This window comes from Streptomyces sp. 2-1 (assembly GCF_048564895.1).
Lineage (GTDB): Bacteria > Actinomycetota > Actinomycetes > Streptomycetales > Streptomycetaceae > Streptomyces > Streptomyces phaeochromogenes.
This window is the reverse complement of the sequence record NZ_CP183383.1, coordinates 449,544-469,335: the sequence shown is the minus strand read 5'-3', so window position 1 is coordinate 469,335 and position 19,792 is coordinate 449,544. Positions and strand designations below refer to the sequence as shown.

The window sequence follows — 19,792 nt, the reverse complement described above, 5'->3', positions numbered from 1 at the left end:
CTCCCGCAGGCCACGGGCCGACGACAGCGGTCCTGTCAAGTGCCCGGCTCTGCAGGTGGCGTGAGGAGGTCGAAGGACAGGCCGCTGGAGCGTTCGCCGCGGCCGACGGTGCGGTGGGCGCTGAGCCAGAGCACCACGCGGCCCGTCCTGGTCCGGGTGCGGTTGTAGGCGACGGTGAGGCGGGTGCCGGAGCGCGGTACCTCCTCCTCGTTGACGAAATACGGGCACCCCGCGTCCAGGCCCTCCCGCAGCAGGGTGGTGCGGGGGCGGACCGGCGTGGCGTCGACCTCGCTCGGCATGGCGGCGCGCTGCAACTGGACGGCGCGGTTGTCTCCGGGGACGTGCACCGGGATGAAGGGGATCCAGTTCTCCGGGACGGAACTCATCACCTGGTACGCGGCGGCGACGGGCGCGTGGGGGTCGTCCGGGCCGTCCGGGGGATGCAGGCGACGGCGGAAGGCCAGTGTCTCGGCCGCGGCCTCGTCACCGCTTCGGCCCTCGCCGGTCGCCTGCCGCACCGTCTGCTCGACTCCCCAGACCAGGTTCGCGCTCTCGTCGCGGACCAGCACGACGTCCTCCAGCGCCGGACCGGTCGCGACCTTCGGCGTACCGGGCGGCAGCAACAGACCGGCCTCGTCGGCCGGTTCGTCATCGAGGGAACCGAGGGAGTTGAGGGTGTACATCGACCAGTGCTGCCGGTTCTGCCCGTCGCCGCCGCGGTCGGCGGGGGTGATCCAGCGGCGCTGCCCGAAGACGTCGGTCACCGCGAGGCCCTGGATCGAGGCGAAGGTACCGGCCGGCAGATCGCAGGGGAGCTGGTACCAGTCGTTGCTGTAGACGAGGGCGAACTCCAGGAAGATCAGCCGGGCCAGGTCGGTGCTGTCCGGGGTGACCGCCGCGAAGTTCGTACGGCCGTCCTCCACCGCCCACCACCGGGGCAGCGGCATGCCGGAGAAGCGGACCGGTGCGGGGAAGACTGTGCGGTTGATCGGCGCGGGCGCCGGGGCCGTGCCGCCGAGGGAGCCGCCGCGAGTGACCGAGAACGCGTGCCAGTCCAGCTCGCCGCCGGGGTACTCCGGAGCCGTGAGCACCCGCTCGCCCTCGGCCGGCACGGCGGCGGAAACCGAGAAGCGGTGCTCCAGCCGTCGCGGGTCCCAGGTCGAGTCGCCCTCCGGCCGTTGCGGGGTGGCACCGGACGGCTGGTCGATCAGGTCGTCGAACCAGCCGGTCAGCCGGGGGCCGAGCCTGTTCAACTCGTTGCGCTGGCCGCGCGCGTCGATGCCGTCGGCCGCCTGACCGCCGCCCTTCAGGTGCAGGTAGAGCAGATATCCGTCCAGCCGTCGGCCGGCGACCGCCTGGGTGGCGGCCCACACCTCGGGATGCGCGACGCGTGCGGAGTCCGCCGGATTCGCGGGGTCGGGCAGCGCTATCGGGTACAACTCGACGTATCGCTCGCCGAAGTGCCGCGACCGCAGTTCGGACGACCGGGCCAGCAGTTTCAGCCAGCGTCGGCCCAGCGCCAGCCGGAGGTCGAACGAGATCGGTTCGGCGCCGAACGCGAACGGCAGTTTCCGCCGTTCCGCGACCGCCTCCAACGGCCGGTCGGGCGGCAGCGGCCCGGCAGGCCCGGGCACGTCGTCCGGGCCGGTGTCGGACCGGAACCGGCCTGGCGGGCTCGCGGTGACCGAGTACGTCGCGGTCACCGGCGACCCGCCGTCCGTGCCCCGGAACTCGCCGAGCTGCCACTGCCGGGCCAGCATCCACAGCGGGTCGCGTACCTCCACCCGCAGCGCGCGGGCGAAGTCGGTGGTGCGCGGGCGGCCCTCCAGCCTGTTCCACACTCCGACCGTCGGATGGTCGCGCCGGCTCATCGCGCCGGGAAGATCCTGGATGCGGGTCTCAGTCATGGTCTGCCTTCCAGCGCTCGTTGGCGACAGCGAGATCGGTGCTGATCGTGATCGGCTGCCGGGTCGCCGACATCAGCGTCGCCGGCAGCAGTTGTGCGTATCCGCTGCCGTCCAGGTGGTGCGGTTCCACGAGCCGGGTCCGTGCCAGGTCGAAGGTCTCGTTGACCGCGGCCAGCAGGTCGTCGACGTTCCAGGTGCCGGTCCGTACGGGCGGGCTGACCAGGAGCATCGCCTGCGGAGGTTCGGAGTCGGGGCTGTCTGCGTGCACCGCGATCCCGGTGGTCTCGCGGTCCGCCGGGATCACCTCGGTCCACTCGTCGAACAGCACACCGCACTGCGGGTCGTTCCCCGACGACGGCTGGTCCACGTAGTGCGCGGTGAACAGCAACCGATCCTCGGTGATCTTGGTTCCCGTGGCGAACTCCATGCCCAGCCAGTGGTCGTCGTCGCGGTACGGCAGCTGGACGGGCACCAGTTGCGGATCGTCACCGTCGGGTCCGCCGTCGAGCAGCCCGTCGCGGCCCCGGAGCGCGTCGGCGAGCAGCACGGCGCGCTCCCACTGCCGGGGCATGTCGCGCACCCGGGCGATCCCGTGCAGCCAGTCGTCGACCGGGAAGTCCCGTGCCACCGGCGGCCGGGTGAGGTGCCCGACCAGTGCCTCGCGGTCGCGGAAGGCCTTGCGCAGGTCGGAGGCGAGGGCGCCGGACGGCGTGTACTCGGGTACGACGAGAACGTCGGCGCCGAGCATCGCCCGCAGCGCCTCGGTCCCGGACCGGACCTGGTCCGGCCCGGGGGCGGCCTTGTCGTAGTCGGCCAGCGCGGTGGCGCCGGCGGCCAGCCGGCCGGTGATCTCGCTCCGCAGCGCACCGGCCCGGTCCAGCAGCTCCCGTCCGAACGCGACCACCCGGTCCTGGGTGTCGGTCAGATCCAGCCCGACCGGGTCGATGTCGGTGAGCGGAAGCAGGCGGGAGACCTCGTCCAGCAGGCCGCTCAGCGACCTCTCCTTCGTCTGGGCCTGCTTCCGCAGGTTTTCCAGACGGCGGGCGAAGCCGCGCCGCTTGGACTGCAGGTCCGACAGGAACCTGGACGGCGGATCCTGCGGCACGGCGACCGGCGTGGTGGTCAGCAGCCGCTCCGCCTGCCGCAGTATCCGGTACCGCTCGGCGTTCGGGGTGGACCGGGGCAGTGCGTCGTACTGCGCCAGGATCGCGTCGGCGTCGGCGAGCGCCCGCGCCAACCGGTCCGCGGTGGCCGCCACGGCAGTGAGTACGCCGGTGTAGACGCCGCGGCGCCAGGCGGCCAGTTCGCCCCATCCGCTGCGGACCATGCCGAAGCCCGCCGCGGTGGAGACCAGCCCGGCGTACCGGCTGAGGAGTGTGTCGATGCGGTCGAGCACGTCGCCCCGGCGCGGTGGCGCGGGCGCGGCGGGGTAGAGCCGCCGCAGGTCCTGAAGGAAGTCGTCCACCTCCTCCGCGAGGTCCGCCAGCGAGGAGCGGACGGCGGCCGGCCGCTCCCGGGGCAGGGACACGGCGTCGTCGGCGGTCCGGTCCACCGGGGCGGTGCCGGCGGCCGGCACCAGGTCGGTCGGGCGCAGCGGCCGGCCCGTCGTGAGCAGCGTCCGGAGCGCGGCGACCAGAGGGGACAGCTCGAAGAAGGTGATCTTGTCCTTGATCCGCTCGGTGTAGCGGATGGTCAACTCGCGGTCCGGACGCGGTCCGTCGTCGTCATCGTCATCGACGACTGCGCCGATGATCCGGTCGTCCAGGTCCGTCATCGCGGCGTCCCCGGCCGGCCGCACCGCCCACAGCAGGTCGATCGGAGCCAGGTCGAGGTCGTCCTGGGTGACATCCCGGTGGCGAACGCCGCCGCCCACCGGATCGGTCCAGGTGACCCGCGCGGCCACGGACCGCGGTGACGGCAGCAGGCCCGACAGCCAGTCGTCGACGGCCGGTTCGGCCTGCGCCCGCGGCGGGTCCCCGTGGTCCGGGTGCCGCCCCGCCCGCAGCCGCAGGCCGAACCGATGAGTCAGCGTGGTCCCGCTGCGCGGGGTCTCGACGACCGCGGGCTCGGGCGGCAGACCGTCCTTGGCGTACGCGTCCAGGGTCGCCGAGGCACGCTCGACGTTGCCGGCGAGAGCCTGGTGGGCGGACTCGGCGACGGCGAGATCGGCGACCGCGTCGTTGTCGTCGAGCAGCCGGGCCGCCTCGGCGGTGAGGGCATCGAGCTGCCCCGAGTCGGCGGGAGGCAGCCCGACGATGTCGAAGGGGTAGATCTGCGACACGCCCTCACGGGTCAGGTGCCGGACCAGGGCGAGCCCGTCGATCACGTTGCGGGCCTCGACCTGCCCGATGTCGTCCGGCCCGGCCTGCGGATCGGCCGCGGTCTGCGCGATCTTCCCGGCCAGCAGCGGAAACCGCAGTCGCAGCGCCGAGATGAACTGGTCCACCTCGGCCTGGCCGTGCCGGTCGTGCAGGCCGCGCTCGAACCGGTAGCCGAGCAGCGCGCCGAGCGACTGGCCCTGCCGCAGCCCGTCCAGGATGGTCAGCGCGCCCCGGACCCGCTCCGAGCTGAGGTTCACCGCGAACGCGCCCGGGTTGTCGGGCGTGCGGTTGGCGGCGTACCCGGCCCGCAGCACGGCCGCGGTCCGGGCATGGCCGGGCGACGGCGCGTGTACGAAGCCCTCGTTGCCGGGATCGTGCAGCAGCGGCGAGTTGCCGGCGAAGACCGTCGCGAGCGGACCGGTCAGCGTGACCGGGGTGAGTGCGGCCGTGCTCGGCCGGACGTCCTCCAGCCAGCCGTACGCGCCCAGATGCAGGCCTGGCCGGGCGGTCCCGGTGCCGCCGGGGCCGAACCGCAGCTCGGCCAGCCGCTCGGTGGCCTGGCCCAGCCGCCAGGCGTCGAGCCGGTAGGTGGCCAGGTCGAGATGCTCGGCCAGCACCCGTTCCAGCCGGGCCGTCGGCAGGCCGGCCAGTTGCTTCAGGGCCTCGACCTGCTCGGCGAGCGCGGTCGTGGCCGTGGCAGGGCCGCCCCCGGTCCCGTTCTGATCGAGGAGCGCCGGGATGAAGTCGACCAGCAGCTGCTCGGGGTTCCCGGTGACGGCCGGGGCGGGGGAGTACAGCAGCCGGAACCGGCTCTCGCTCTCCAGCACCTGGCCGGGCGCCGGGATCCGCACGTGGATGAACGCCGGGTCCGCGGTGGACAGATCGGCCGGACCCGCGCCGCCGGCCGCGGCGACGAGGCCGCGCGCGGTGTCCGCCCAGCCGAGCAGCACGGCGTGCCGCAGCAGCAGATACAACAGCGCGGCCGGCCGTACGTCACCGGTGAAGCCCAGCTCCAGCCGGACCGTGTGTAGGTCGGTGCCGGCCGCGTCGGCCAGCCACCGCAGATAGTTCCGCTCGTCCGGGGTGTAGGTCCGGACCGGGTCGGTCTCCGACAGCGGGCGGTCGTCGACCAGCGGGGCTGTCAGCGGCTGCTGGAAGTCCGTGAACAGCCGCCGCAGCAGGTCCGGATCCCGACCCGGGCCGGTGGCGGCACCGAACCGGTCGAGCAGCGTCCGCACCGGCCCGGGCAGGTTCAGCCGGTCCAGCGCGGGCAGCACGGTCCGGCCGAGACCGCCCAGGTTCTCCCGGTTGAAGAGGTCCTCGACGCTCTGCGCGTACCGCTGGTGGTACTCGGCCGACGTCGGGTGCAGGGCGAGGATGTCCAGCAGCAGCTGGTGCGGGTCCGGCGGCGGTTGCTCATCGTCCACGGGAGCACCCAGACGCGGCACCTGCTGCGCCGCCGCACTCCAGTCCTGACCGGCGGCGGTGAGGACCCGGTGCAGCGCCTGGCGGTGCGTCGCGGTGGCCGGATAGGCGAGCCGGGAGAACGCGGTCGTCGGCAGGATCCCGTACGGCTGCCGCCCGATCTTCACGGCCGGCAGCGGGCCGCGGCCGGAGACATAGCGGAGGAAGAAGTCCCGGGTCGCCTCGACCGCGGCCGGACCGAGGAGCGGACGCATCGCGGTCTGCAGGAAGTATCCCCAAGTGGCGGGCCACAGCGCGGTGTTCGCGGCGCGGGCGTCGCGCTGGTCCGTACCGTCCGCGTTGGGCATCCCGGCCAGTACGCCCGGGTCGAGGCCGAGCAGTTCGGCGAAGCGCTGTCCGTCGGTACGGGTGGTCCAGTCGCCGGTGGCCGCGGCGAAGGCCGCCGCGTCCGTGCTCCGCAGCGCAGCGTCGGCCTCCTCCTCGGCGTCCTGCCCGGCCGGTGTCTCCTCCGAGTTGTTCGTCGGTGTGCCCTGCGGCAGCAGGCCGAACCCGTCCGGGCTGCGCAACTGCCGGGTGATCAGGGCGGCCAGGTCGGCGCCGGCCTGCTGCGGAGTGGACTGCTCGCGCAGACCGAGCACGATCAGCCGGTCCACCCCGTTGCGGGTGCGGTCGTCGAGCGGGATCCGCAGCCCCATGCCGACCGCGACGGCCCGGTCGAAGTCGGTCAGCCAGCGCAGTTCTTCCGGTACGTGCAGTGCCCCGGTCTGCTCGTTCACGCGGATCTGGTCGGTGGCGTTCGGATCCGGACTCACCGGCAGTGTGGCCGGCACGGTGGCGCCGATCGCCGACAGCACCTGCTCACCGCCGACATAGCCCAGTACCCGGAAGCGGTCGGGCAGCAGCCGGGCCCGGGCCGCCTGCGTCCAGGACTCGGGCGCCAGGCCGGCGGCGGCAGGGGGCGGCAGCACCAGGAAGGCGACCGTGACCTCGTCGCTCCGGTTCACCGCGGAGGCGTCGATGCCGGACGGGCGGCGGCCCCGGATGGCCTTCGCGGGTTCGGTGTCCACGGCGGCGAGCAGCGCGGCGTCCGCCTGTCGCAGCCGGTTACGGTCGCCGTGCGCCCGCCAGACCGCGGTCCAGTACGTGATCGCCGCCTGCCGGTCGCCGGGGGTCGGAGCCGCGGTACCGCGGACGACCAGCACGGTGGTGCCGGCTGCTACCCCCGCGGGCTCCTCGGCCGGGTTGGCCGGCGTACGGGTCTTCAGCAGCCAGGTGGCCCTGCCCGCCGGGACCCGCCCGACCAGTTCCTGCCAGGCGGCCCGCAGGGCTTCCGCCCGACCGCCCGCGGCCCAGCGGGCGGTCCAGTACGCGTCCAGCGCGGCCATCTCGGCCTCGGTGGGCCGCGATTCGAACTTGTCTACCTGCCAGTCGTCCGGGAACACCCTGACGAGCAGCTCGGTCGCGGTGAACCGGGTCTCGATCCGGACCGGGCCGAGCAGCACCGGGAAGTCGTCACTGAGCTGAGCGGTCATCGGATTCCTCCGTGGATACTCCGCCGTTCAGGGCGGAGAGGAAACGGACTCCTGCGGAGCAGGGCAACGAGCTGGGATGCGCCGCCAGGGCGGATCCCAGTGCCCTCAGCAGCAGGTTTTGCCCCTACTTGTGAACCCGCTAGTTTGTGAGAGTGACCGTGAACCACGTGAAGCGGGCGTTCAAGTACCGCTTCTATCCCAGTGATGCGCAGGCGGCTGAGTTGTCGCGCACCTTCGGATGCGTTCGCAAGGTCTACAACCTGGCGCTCGCGGCCCGTACGGAGGCGTGGACGCGTCAGGAACGGGTCAACTACAACCAGACCTCGGCCATGCTGACGGCATGGAAGAAGACCGAGGAACTGGCCTACCTCAACGAGGTGTCGTCGGTGCCGTTGCAGCAGACGCTGCGGCATTTGCAGACGGCGTTCACCAACTTCTTCGGCAAGCGGGCCCGGTACCCGCACTTCAAGTCCAGGCGGAAGTCGAGGAAGTCGGCGGAGTACACCACGTCCGGTTTCCGGTTCCGTGACGGGAAGCTGACACTGGCGAAGATGCCTGAACCGCTGGACATCGTGTGGTCCCGGCCCCTGCCCGTGCAGGCGAAGCCCTCGACGGTGACGGTGTCGCAGGACGCTGCGGGCCGCTGGTTCGTCTCGATGCTGTGTGACGACCCGTCCGTCACGCCCCTTGGGACCAGCGGCAACGCGGTCGGTATCGATGTGGGCCTGGACCACCTGCTGACCCTGTCCACCGGGGAGAAGGTCACCAACCCGCGCCACGAGCGCAGGGACCGCGTTCGCCTGACGAAGGCTCAGCGCAACCTCGCGAAGAAGACCAGGGGTTCGGCGAACCGGAACAAGGCCCGGCACAAGGTCGCCAGGATCCATGCCCGGATCGCCGACCGCAGGCGGGACGGCCTGCACAAACTGACCACCCGGCTCGTGCGTGAAAACCAAACGCTCGTGATCGAGGACCTGACCGTGCGCACCATGGTCAAGAACCGGACTCTGTCCCGTGCGATCAGCGACGCCGCCTGGTCGCAGTTCCGGAGCATGCTGGAGTACAAAGCCGCCTGGTACGGGCGCGAGGTGATCGCCGTGGACCGGTGGTTCCCCTCGTCCAGGCTGTGCTCGGCCTGCGGCACCGTGCAGGACACGATGCCGCTCAGTGTCCGCACCTGGACGTGCGACTGCGGGACGACCCACGACCGGGACGTGAACGCGGCGAAGAATCTTCTGGCCGCCGGACGGGCGGTTGCAGCCTGTGGAGCTGGTGTAAGACCTCAACGGAGTACTCCGGGCGGGCAGTCGGCGATGAAACAGGAAGTCTCACGGCGCAAGCCGTAAGAATCCCCCCTTCAGGGGGAAGAGCGTCAACGCGGCAACATCTCCTGTGCGTGTACGGCCACCAGGACCGGGACCTGGAAGAGGATGTACGCCAGGTCGGCGGAGCCGAGGCCCGCGAACCAGAGCGGCAGGTTCTCGTCCTCGGCGCGCTGTTCCTGCTTCTCCGGGTCGTCCTCGGAGCCGTCGAAGTTCGCCAGCGCGACGGTGACGTCCGGGGCCAGCTCCAGGAATCCCCGCCGGTGCGGGTCGACGTCGTCCCAGGTCAGGTCGTTCCAGACCTCGACATGGGTCGGCGGTCCGTCGTCGACGCCGAACCGCGGGTCGCCGGGGCGTTCCTTGAGCACGAAGAACCAGCCGGCGTCGTCCGGTGCGTGGCCGAGCGCCCGCGCGGCGTCCAGATCGAACCCGAGCAGATAGATGTCCGGCTCGACCTTCGCCTCGTACAGGGGCAGCAGGACCTGCTCCGGCGACGGCGTTCCGTCCGGCGGCAGTTCGACCAGCTCCCGCTGCTGGGTGGGGTCGGGCCGGCCGTCGGGGCCGGGCGGCCACTGCGCCTTGTGCGCGTAGATCGCCGCCGTCGGGTACTTCTTCAGCAGCTCGCCGCGGACGACGAGGACGAGGTCGTCCGGGCGCGGGCCGTTCTGGGGCGGGCCGCCGGGCCGCCGGTTGTCGTTGTCGCCGAGTCGTGTGGCCGGCGACCAGCGGTGGATGGGCGGCACGTCGTAGCCGCGCTCGCGCCGCTGCTCTGCACTCTCGCCCGGCGTGGGCAGTGTGGCCGCCGGATCCCAGAACTGCCGGAACGGCGTGCCCCGTTGGTCGGTCGGGTACTCCCGCCAGAGGAGCTCGCGGGCCATCTCGTGGTTGAGCCCGACCAGATAGGACTCGATGAACTCCCGGTTGTTCGCCAGCAGGGTGATGGAGTTCGCCGGGAGCAGGTTCAGGTTCGGCACCAGGGCGTCGACCGAGAGGTCCAGCAGCGGCTGGTACGTCGGCAGGTCGAAGACCGGGTAGGCCATCGCCTCGGTGAAGTCGGCGGCGAACGGCCGCAGCCGTTCGGGCAGGCTGACCGAGCCGAGCAGCGTCTTCGGTACGGTCTCGTCGGCGCGCAGGCCGGCGAGTACCGCGGTGGTGGCGGAGACCACGCCGAGCCTCCGTCGCAAGCCGGTCTGCCCGACGGCCGTGCCGGTGTCGAGTCCCTGGTGCAGTTCGCGCAGGGCGGTCTTGAAGCGAGTGGCCTCGGCGCTGTCCGTCGCGCCGGGGTGCGGGGCGACCGGGTCGTCGAGCGCGCGGAGCACGAAGTCGGGGCTGCGCGGAAGGGCTCCGACCGGGTCGGTGCCGCTGCCCCCGCCCGGGTGCAGGACGGCTCGCAGACGCGCGGGGGTGATCAGCGCTCCCGGAGTCCCCTTGGCCACGGCGGCGGTGACCGGGTCGGTCGCCGCGTCCATCCGCGCCAGCAGTGCCGCCGGCGGCCGGTCCTCGGAGAACTGCAGCGACCGCATCAGCCGCGCTCCGGGCCGGGTGATCCGCCGCATCGTCGATGACACCGGCGTGGCCGCGACCTGGCTGGTCGCCACCCGGAACCCGACCGCGACCTTCGAAGTGGGGTCCGCGGACAGCCCGGCCGCGAGAGTGTCGGGTTCGTCGGCCGTGGTGGTGGTCAGCCGGGAGTGGGCCGGCGCGGTCAGCGTGAGGGACCGCCCGGACGCGGCCACGGGCGCTGCCGCCAGCGCCGCCGGACTGCCGCCCTGCGGCGGGTCGAGGTGCCTGGTCTGCAGCACGTGCCCGACCTCCCGGGCGAGCTGCGCGGCGCGGATCCGGCCGTTGGCCACCAGTACGTCGCCGATCTGTGCCCAGGCGGCGGCCATCAGCTCTTCCTCGCGTGCGCGGACGACCTGTGCGCCGAGGTTCGCGGCGACCCGGAACCGCGGGTCCAGGTTGAGCCGGTGGACCCAGTTGTGGTTCGCCGGCGCCGGTATCGGCGTGCCGTCCCGGTCGGTCAGCAGCCGGGAGGTGAGCGCGTGCCAACGCCCGTACAGCGGAGGGGTGATGATCGGGTCGGCCCCGCAGTCGCCGGCCGGATCCTCCTGGTCCGGCCCCGGGGCCGCCGCGGTCGCCGTGGCGTCGGCGAGCGCCGTCGCCGGGCCGGCCAGGGCGACGGCGGCGTGGGCCTGCGCCGGTGTGCGGTCCTGGTAGTCGTCGGCCAGATTGACCAGGTCGGCCAGCGCCTGCTCGAACGGGTGCGGGTAGGGAGGTGCCGGCGGCGGTACGTCGAGGAAGTTGTCCCAGTTCTCCGCCGGGTCCACCGGGGCCCCGGGTAACTCCGGCACCTTCAGCGCGCCGCCCAGCGGCAGTACGCCGCCCAGTTCCGGCGGCGTCTCGATCGCCGGGAGGCCGAGGCCGGGCGACTGGTGTACGTCCAGGTCGCGGCGCCCGACCCGGGGGTCCGGCCGCTGCGGCTGGAGCAGCCGGACCAGGAACTCGAAGTCCCCGGTCGTCCCGGTACTGAACGACCAGCGGTGGTAGTAGGGCAACTGCCCCTCGGCGGGCCGGTTCTGATAGCGCGGTCCCCAACTGGAGTACAGGGCGCCGGGCGACACTCCCGGGTCCAGACCGAGCCCCGCCAGCCGCCCGGTCTCGAACGCCGGTACCAGGAACGCCTCGTAGGAGGTGTCCGGCCGCAGCCGACGCGGGCAGATCAGCCGCGAGCAGGCGTTGTCCGCGTTGGTCCGCAGCACCTCGCCCAGCGCGGCCAGTGCGGCGACCGTACTGTCCGAGGCGACCGGGTTGTCCAGCGACCCGTTGACGTGGACGTGCGCCCAGGCGCCGAGCTGGTCCGGGGGCGGCAGCGTGCCGGCCGGGTCGGTCACGGTTATGGCCGGCAGCGGGCCGCCGCCCGGGGCTTCGCCGAACTCGGCCTCGCCACCGCCCGGGTCGGCGGCGGCGAGCACGATCAGCGCCAGCCAGGGAGCCAGCCGCTTGGTGCCGCTGCCGGACGCCGCCGGGCTGTAGCGCCAGAGGAAGTCCTCGTCGGAGAACTCGATGTGGGCCAGGTAGTTGGGCTCCACGTTGGTGACGCCCGGCCGTGGCTCGGTCCGCGAGATCGCCCGCGGATCCACCCCGACGACGTCCCCAGGACCGTACAACTGGACGTCACGCGACACGTCCTGGACGAGAGTGCCGCGAGGCAGGGCGTCCCCGGTCACCCGGAGCGTGACGGGGATGCTGGCGCGTTCGGCGGTTCCGGGATCGGCGGTGATCCGGGTGGCGATGCCGGTCCGCAGCCAGGGCAGGAAGGAGTAGGCGTTCGCGGTCATGACTCACTCCCGGCGACGGGGATGGTCTCGTCGTCGATGGTGAACACCTCGGTGACCGCGGTCAGTTCGGTGACGGCCGGGTCGGCGGCAGCCAGCCCGGAGCGGGCCACCCCGCCCGTGACCAGTACTCGGTCGTCGGACAGGACGACGGCGGCGAACGCCCACCGGCCGGCCGCCAGGCCCGCGGTGGGAGCCCACACGTCGGTGTCGTTCTGGCCGATGGTGTGGAGCGCCGTGCTGCGGTATCCGGCCTCGTCCCGGTCGCTCGCCGCCCCGCCGGCCACCAGTACCTGTCCGGGGCCGATGCGCACCGCCCGGTGGAATGCCCGCCCGGACGGCATCTCCGTCACCGCCGTCCAGACACCGGTGGCCAGGTCGTACCGCTCCGCGCCGCGTTGACTGAACGGATCGTAGGGACCGGCGCCGGGCGATCCCGGCGCGGTGCCGCCGGTGACCAGCACCGTGCTGTCGGAGACCCGGGTGGCCTGGTGACGGTGGCGGGCCCGGAGGAGACTGCCGGTCGGCGCCCACCGGTCCTGCGGGTCGTACAACTCGCAGAAGGCGAGCGCGGGGTCGTCGGCGGTGCCCACCGGAGCGACACCGCCGACCACCAGCACAACGCCCCCCTCCAGTGGCACCGCGGTGTGTCCGGTCCGGGCGTCGGTCATGTCCTTGGCAGGGGACCACCTGCCGCTCGACGGGTCGTACCGTTCCGCCGAGCGCAGCGCTGTCGTCGTCCGGCCGGAGCGAACCGTGCTGCCCCCGGCGACCAGGACCGAGCCGTCCGGCAGCAGCGTGGCGCTGTGGCCCCAGCGGGGTGTGGTCAGGCTGCCGGTCGTGGTCCAGGCGTGCGTGTTCGGGTCGTACAGCTCGGCCGACCTGAGGCCGGTCCCGGCCGCCGACGAGCCGGTCAGGCCACCGACGACGAGTACTTTGCCGTTGGCCAGCCGGGTGATCGTGTGCAGCTGCCGTGGTGTGCCGAGGTTGTCGACCGGCTGCCAGGCGTCGGCCGTCGGGTCGTACACGGCGGTCCTGTCCAGCGCTGCGGAGGCGGCGTCGGCGCCGCCGGTGACCAGGACGCTGTCGTCGTCGAGCAGTACGGCACCGTCGTGCTGCCCGTACCAGGCGGCGGGCGTGGGCAGGTCGTCGGCGGCCGTCCATGCCCCGGTGGCTGCCACGGTGGGTGTGGTCATGGTGTCGGTTCCTCCGTTGTGACGATGGCCGTCGTTGTCCGGTCGGTTCGGGTTGCCGGGGCGGTCGCGGTCACGACCGGCAGGGCGAATGCCGTCGGCAGAGGTGCGGTCGCGTCGGTGCGGGGCCGGGTCATGGGATGAGCACCTCGCCGGTTCCTGCGTGCTGGACGGCGTCGAGGCTCTCGGCGGCGGCGCCGGCCGCCGCCACACCGCCGGCGACCAGCACCCGGTCGTCGGCCAGTTCGACCGCGCCGAGGGCGGACCGGCCGAGACCGAGACCGCCGATCGTGGTCCAGGCATCGTCCTCGGGGCTGTAGGCGATGACGGATCGGTAGCCGGCCGTGCGTTCCGGCGCGCCGGTGCCGCCGATGACCAGCACGACCCCGGACCGCAGCAACAGGTTCCGGTGCCCGCTGCGACCGCCGCCCGGCATGCTCGCCACCGCGGTCCACTCCCCGGTCTTCGGGTCGTACAGCTCCGCGCCGGCGAGGCTTTGTGGATCGAGGGTGCCGTCGGGGGCGACCACCGGGTCGCCGCCGGTGACCAGGACCCGGCCGTCGGGCAGTGCCGTCGCCTGATGACCCTTGCGGGCCTCGGCGAGGCTGCCGGTGGGTGTCCAGGTCCGCGTGGCCGGGTCGTACAGCTCGCAGTACGCGAGTGCGCTCTGCCGGTCGTGCCCGGTGGGCAGAGCCCCGCCGACGACCAACACCCGGCCGTCACGCAGGAGTACGGCCTGGTGGCCGGTCCTGGCGTCGGTCATCGGTGTGACCGCGGCCCAGGTCGAGGTGGCCGGGTCGAACAGCTCGGCCGACGCGAGCGCGCCGTCGTCCTGGCCGGTGCGCACACCGCTGCCGCCGGCGACCAGCACCCGGCCGTCCTTCAGCCGGGTCGCGGAGTGTCCGTACCGGGCCGTACTCATCGACGCGGGCATCGGTGTCCAGGTGCCGGAGGCCGGGTCGAAGACCTCGGCGGTGGCGAGCGGGGCCGTGGCGGTGCGCCCGCCGAGCGCGAGCACCCGGCCGTCGGCGAGCGAGGTCGTGGTGTGCAGCCGCCGCCCTGTGGCGAGCGGCGGACCGGACGACCACGCGTCGGCCGTCGGATCGAACAGCGCGGTCGCGGCGAGCGGCGCCCCGGCCGGACCGGTCCCGCCGGCGATCAGGATGCGGCCGTTCGTCAGCGGCATCAGGTCCACCTCGGAGGCGGGCTCCGGCAGCAGGCCGGCGTCGGACCAGGTGCCGGGGACGGCCGGTGAAGCGGCGGCCTCCGACGCCGGGATGACGTGCAGCCGGCCGGTGAGCCCGGGATCGGCCTCGACGAAGTCGGCGAGCGCGTCCTGCGCGGTGGTCAGGCTCCGGAAGGTCGCCGCGGCGCCCCGTGACGGCCGGCCCAGCGAACCGGGCGGGAACGCCTGCCGGTTGCTCTTGACGTAGGCGACGACGAACCGCTGCTCGGTCACCCGCACCGTGTCAGTGGTGGCGAACGGCTGCCGCAGCCGCGCCTGCCGCTTGGACAGCGCGGCGCGGCTGGTGCTGCTGCCGCTCAGCAGCTCGTCGAACACGGCGCCGCTGACGTTGTGGAACCGTTTGGGCCCGGTGGCGGCCGCGACGGCCCCGCGCGGCACGGCGTTCCGGCGCTGCGCGGCTGCCGGTGAGGTGGCCGTCCCGCTGTCGATGATGTGCAGCTCGTACCGGGCGCTGCGGCGCACCACCCGGGCCGACGCCAACGTGCCGGAGGCAGCGGTCAGTTCAAGACCCGCGTCCTGTGTCTCGTACGACGGCCGGGACAGCTTGGCCGCGTCGGACATGTTCTGGAACTGCGCCATCGCGAATCGGTCGCCGGTGTCGGACAGACGCTCCAGCCCGCTGTCCGGCACCGGTGCGACGCTGAACCGCCGTCCGTCGCTCGCCCGTTGACCGCCGATCCGGTCCAGCCGGACGTTCAGCGGCAGTGCCCGCTGCCGGACGAACAGTGTCCCGAGCGGGTGCAGCACCAGGTCGTCGGTGTCCGGCAGTTGCCGGAGAGTGACCAGCGCCCGGTTGCCGCCGGAGGGCAACCGCGTCTCCCAGCCCTCGGTCTTGCGGATCTCGGCCGCCAGCAGCGGCAGCACCGCGACCGGCGGCAGCGTGGTGTCCCGCTCCTCGCCCCAGGTGATGTCGAAGTTCGCGGAGACCGAGAAGAACAGGAACCCGATCGAACCCCGCCCGTGCGCCCGCCACGGCGCCGGGCCCTCCAGCTGGAAGTCCAGGTCGATGCCGAACGCGCCGACCCCGAACGCCTTGAGCGTGACATCGGCGGAGATGTGGATGGCGAACCGGAACGGGGAGAACTGGAACAGCGCGTCGAAGCCGAGATGCCCCTCGACGCCGAAGGCGCTGAAACCGAGCTTCAGTTCGGCCTTGGCCCCGAACTGGACGGTGTTGCTGGTGATGGCGAAGTAGCCGCTCACCCGGATGAGTTGGTTGCGCCGGTTCAGCAGGTCCACCGACAGCCGGTCCGGGATCGGGAACGGCAGCGGCGGCGGCCGGTACGCCGGGTGGAACCCGCCGACGGTGACGACCAGGTCAGGGTTGTCGCCCCAGGCCACCAGCACGCCCATGCCACCGTCGACAGTCATGGTCAGTATGCGCGACTCAAACAACTGCGCGAAGAACCACAGTCGTGACTTGTCCAGTTCCAGAGCGCCGACGAACTGGGCCTGGATGACCAGCAGCGCCCGGTCCGCGGTGGGCAGCGCGGCCCGCAGCACACCGAGTACGGCGATGTTGCCGGGGATCTCGATGATCACACCCAGCGAGATGCTCACCAGGGTCGGCGTGCCCCAGCCGATCTTCGCCATCGGACCGATGAGGAACGTGCCCTGCTCCGGCGGGAAGAACCGGTTGAGGTCCGACAGGATCCGCGGCGCGTTCGCGATCACGTCCCGGGGGAACGCCACGGATTCGATGGACCCGGTCCGTACGCCCTCGACCAGCGCCTGCAGATTCATCCCACGGTTCAGTCCGATGAGACCGCCGACCGCGAGCAGGGTGAACCCGTACCCCAGCTGGATCCCGCTGCCGAACTCGCCGGTCAGCACGATCAGCAGTGAGAAACCGCGCGAGCCGTCCGGCTGCCGTGTCGTGATCAGCCCGATGGCCTTGAGCGCCAGGAAGTCCGCGAACTCCAGCTCCAGCGCGCCCGAGTACTCTCGCCGCTCGGGGTGGAAGGACAGGACCCCGCCCCCCGAGATCCCGCCCGCGTCGATCGACAGGCCCGCCCCCGAGGGGGGCTTGAACCCGAGAGAGAAGTCGGCGAGTCCCAGGCTGCCGCCGCTGTCCGGTTGCGACAACCGCAGCACGGCACCGGTTTGTTCGACCGTCACGAAGACCGGGCCGAGCCGGGCGTCGACCGAACCTGACGCTTCGAATGCGATGCCCCCACCGGCCAGCGACAGCGCGAGGTGCAGGCTGGTGACGGTCACCGGACCGACGCCGAGATCGACCGGAATGTCGACCTCCGCCCCGGCGGCGCCCTTGAAGCGCAGCCCGGTGGCGGACGACCACACCAGCGCGAGGTCGACGTCCAGTTCGATCGAGCCGGCGGGCAGGATCGTACTGAGGAACCCGTCCGCGTCGGCGAGGTTCAGGACGACCTTGCCGCCCTCGATGGCTGCTTCCACCACGAGTTCGCCGTCCGCACGTTGCTCGGTGGCGTTCCATTCGAGGTCGGCGCCCGCTGTCGCGCGCAGCAGCCGCGCCTCGATCCGCGAGCCGCCGGCCGTGCCCAGCACGAGGATCGGCGGCGCCCCGGCGGCGTACGGGGCCTGGAAGCCGAACTGCACGCCGCCCCGGACTTCGGCCGACGGCGGGACGACCCGGAGATCGGCGGGCGGCAGCAGTTCGACCGCGGCCTTCTCCGCCAGGGCCGCGTCGGACGTCACGGTGAGTGCCACGGTGTCGCCGATCGGCAGTACCAGGTCCAGTCCCTCGGTGGCCGCCAGTCGCAGCAGGGCCTGGACGCCGGGCACCGGGTCGTCGGTGGCCCCGATGTCGACCGCCGCGACGCGCAGGAACGGCGGTGGCCCGGTCTGCACGAACGCGAAGTTCGTGACCGCGCCGAGGAAGATCGCCAACCGGCGCAGCAGCAGATCCCAGTCGAATTCGGGCGTGCCCCAGCGATAGAGCTGCGCGAGGACGTCGACGGGATCGTGGAGCAGCGCGTTCAGCCGGTCGAACCGCAGGACGCGGCGTACGTGCGCGGGCGCCGCCGGCGTCGCGGCCTGGGGAGTCGACTCAAGGACACCGAGCAGTTCCAGTGAATACGCGGCCATCGGCTTCTGGTCTTCGAGGTAGGTCGCCAGCGCGAAGCCGAGCAACCGCTGCCCCACCTCCGCGGCGAACGCCTCGACTTCGGCCTGCCGTGGTCCGGCCGTCCGCGCCGCCGCCCTGACCGCCGTGGACACGACGTCGATCGCCGTCGTGACGGACTTGATGATCTGTGCCGCGGCCGCCACCGCCGTCGCGATGCGGGCTGTGTCACGTGAGTCGATCGCCGCGGCCAGGTCCGTCACCACGCGCGGCAGCGCGCTCAGCGCGGTCGCGGTGTCCCCGATCGCGGTCTGCACGGCTTGCGCGCCGAGGACCACGTCAGGTGCGGGCAGCCCGATTTCGGCGAACAACAGCGGAATCTCGCCGCCACGTAAGCGTTGTTCGAGCGGCGCGAACGCCCGCCCCATCTCAAGCATCAGCGATTCGACGGTCAGTGCCATTCTTTCGCTCCCGGTTCGACGGTCGGGGTGGCCCGTAGCGGAGTCGCCGACTTCAAAGCCCCGGACGTGACGAGCGCGTAACCCTGCTTTCCGAAGACGAGGGTCCCCTCGACCGTGATCTTCCACTTGCCGACCGGCGGGTGCTCGACGATGACCATGTGCACGTTGTTGCGGAGATCCGGTGCGCCCGGCGGGTCGGACCCGACCGGCCTCGAGAATCCGGTGGGAAAGTTGATGTCGTTGCCGACGTAGGCGATTCCCCCGGGGTCCTCGGCCTCCAGCCTCAGGAGATTCCGCGCCGGCAGGGTATGCAGGGTCTCGGCGGGTGGAACGTCCGTCCACACCAGCGTGATCTTGAGCTGTTCGGTGTTGCTGTCGACGTCGATTGTGTGCGTGCGCCGTTGCCTGAGCTGCAGGCCGGCGCTGTGCCGGACGTCGTGCACGTCCACCCGGCGGCGAGCGCCATCGAAGAAGAGCGTGCGATCGAGCTGGATGAGTCCCCAGCCCTCGAAGGGACTCGGGTTCCCGGGACGACCGGTCATGTCGACGGTCGAGTTGAGCAGCATCGCCCGGATCAGCGCGCCGGTCGGCCGCAGGCTGCGGTCCGGCCGCTTCTTGCCGGTGGGGTACCACCCCTCCGTGAAGTACTGGCGCACGAGCGCGGCCGCGGCTGCGGCGTTCGGTGCGGCCCAGCTCGTGGCGTCCGCTCCGAACACCTGCGGGTCGCCGGTCAGGCAGTAGGGTCCGGACGGCGACGCGGGGTTCACCAGCGCCGAGCTGATGCCAGCACCGACGGCCATGATCTCGGGCTTGCGGCGCTTGTCGGGGCTCGTTGGCCCGGGAAGCCCGTCGCCGTCGTTCATCTGGAGGGGGAAGGCCTTGGCCGACGCGACGCACAGCACGTTCTTGGCGATCCCGGGTGGTGTGTTGTCCTGCTCGCGGAGTCCGGCGCCGGCGGCGACGACCACGTGCTCCTCGTTGCGGAAGCTGAAATCGTCCGCGTCCCGCGCCGTTTTGTCATAGCTGAAGACGCCGACGAGCCCCCAGCTGGTGTTGTGGATGGTGGCGCCTTTCTCCTTCGCGTCCTCAAGCATCTTCAGGAGGTGGTTGTCGCGGGTGCGGACGACGAGCTTCGCCGCGAACGCCCCGCCCCGGTGCTGGTGGGTGCCCAGGCTCGCCCGGTCGTCGCCGGCCGCGATGCCTGCGACGAACATGGCGTGCTCGTTCACCTTGGTGTCGTTCTTCTTGGTGAGCGAGAGGATCTTGCGGTGACCGGGGCCGGGGACGTTCGGCTCGTCGGCGAAGAAGCAGTGGTTCAGGTCGATCGTCCCGTCCTGCTCGATGATGCCGATCACCTGACCCTCGCCGTGCAGGCCCTTGTCCCAGATCGTGCCGCCGTGCACACCGGGCGCGCCCGACTGGATCGTCTGCGCCGCCTTCACACTGAAATTCACGGCATCCGGATCGGGCTCCACCCAGACGACTTCGTCGATGGCCGCGATCAGGGGAAGAGCCGCACGGTCGTCGAGAGCGAACTCCGCGAAGAGGTGGCTGCCGGCCGGGCGGTCGTCGATCAGCCGGACGTCCCGGGCGCCGGCCGCGCCCAGTGCCGATCGCACGGTGTCGGCGTCCGCGTCGTCGAACATGGTCGTGATGAGCCGAAGCGGTGTGCCGGTGGCGGGAATCCACGGCGCGAGTTTCAGCGCCGGATCGAGCGCGGCGCACGACCGCACGAGGAAGTCGGCACGCAGCCTGCCGACGGTCGCGTCGTCGAGCCGCTCCAGGAAGGCCAGGTTCGGGATGAACCGATCGAGGACCAGACCGTACGCGGCCTTCACCCGAGCAACGTCGGGTTCGGTCAGCAAGGCGGTGAACTGGACGATGGTCGCCCTCTTCGCCGACGCGAGCCCCGCGTCCGGTACGGGTGACTCGATGGGGTCGAACGGCTCGTCGCCGATCATGAGGCGGAAGTCCGGTGACTGGGGCGCGGTGCCGGGTGCGTTCATG

General features: G+C 72.2%; 7 protein-coding genes. 1 reads left to right on the top strand and 6 read right to left on the bottom strand.

Annotated features, from left to right (window positions below):
• Positions 1 to 35: 35 nt before the first annotated feature.
• Both ACN20J_RS02305 and ACN20J_RS02300 read right to left on the bottom strand, forming a co-directional pair.
• Positions 36 to 1,907 carry a hypothetical protein gene (locus tag ACN20J_RS02305; protein ID WP_419665030.1) on the bottom strand — a complete coding sequence of 624 codons (1,872 nt, stop codon included), beginning with the start codon at positions 1,905 to 1,907 and terminating at the stop codon, positions 36 to 38.
• The gene (locus ACN20J_RS02300) at positions 1,900 to 7,185 is read right to left on the bottom strand and encodes a hypothetical protein (RefSeq protein WP_419665029.1); all 5,286 of its coding nucleotides are present in this window, start codon (positions 7,183 to 7,185) and stop codon (positions 1,900 to 1,902) included. Before ACN20J_RS02300 ends, ACN20J_RS02305 begins: the two co-directional genes overlap by 8 nt.
• Positions 7,186 to 7,337: 152 nt before the next feature.
• Here ACN20J_RS02300 and ACN20J_RS02295 point away from each other — a divergent pair, with 152 nt between their 5' ends.
• Entirely contained in the window at positions 7,338 to 8,531 is a 1,194-nt protein-coding gene (locus ACN20J_RS02295; RefSeq protein ID WP_419665028.1) for an RNA-guided endonuclease InsQ/TnpB family protein, read from the top strand.
• Between the two features lie 26 nt (positions 8,532 to 8,557).
• Here the strand turns inward: ACN20J_RS02295 and ACN20J_RS02290 are convergent, their stop codons facing one another.
• From ACN20J_RS02290 to ACN20J_RS02275, 4 genes are all read right to left on the bottom strand, one after another.
• Positions 8,558 to 11,845: a hypothetical protein gene (locus ACN20J_RS02290; RefSeq protein ID WP_419665027.1), complete on the bottom strand. Its 3,288-nt coding sequence runs from the start codon at positions 11,843 to 11,845 to the stop codon at positions 8,558 to 8,560.
• Positions 11,842 to 13,038 carry a Kelch repeat-containing protein gene (locus tag ACN20J_RS02285; protein WP_419665026.1) on the bottom strand — a complete coding sequence of 399 codons (1,197 nt, stop codon included), beginning with the start codon at positions 13,036 to 13,038 and terminating at the stop codon, positions 11,842 to 11,844. The genes ACN20J_RS02290 and ACN20J_RS02285 overlap by 4 nt, the downstream gene beginning before the upstream one ends.
• Positions 13,039 to 13,168: 130 nt before the next feature.
• On the bottom strand, positions 13,169 to 17,785 hold the full coding sequence (locus ACN20J_RS02280) for a DUF6603 domain-containing protein (protein WP_419665025.1): 4,617 nt from the start codon (positions 17,783 to 17,785) through the stop codon (positions 13,169 to 13,171).
• The gene (locus ACN20J_RS02275; protein ID WP_419665024.1) at positions 17,776 to 19,791 is read right to left on the bottom strand and encodes a S8 family serine peptidase; all 2,016 of its coding nucleotides are present in this window, start codon (positions 19,789 to 19,791) and stop codon (positions 17,776 to 17,778) included. Before ACN20J_RS02275 ends, ACN20J_RS02280 begins: the two co-directional genes overlap by 10 nt.
• Position 19,792 lies beyond the last annotated feature (1 nt).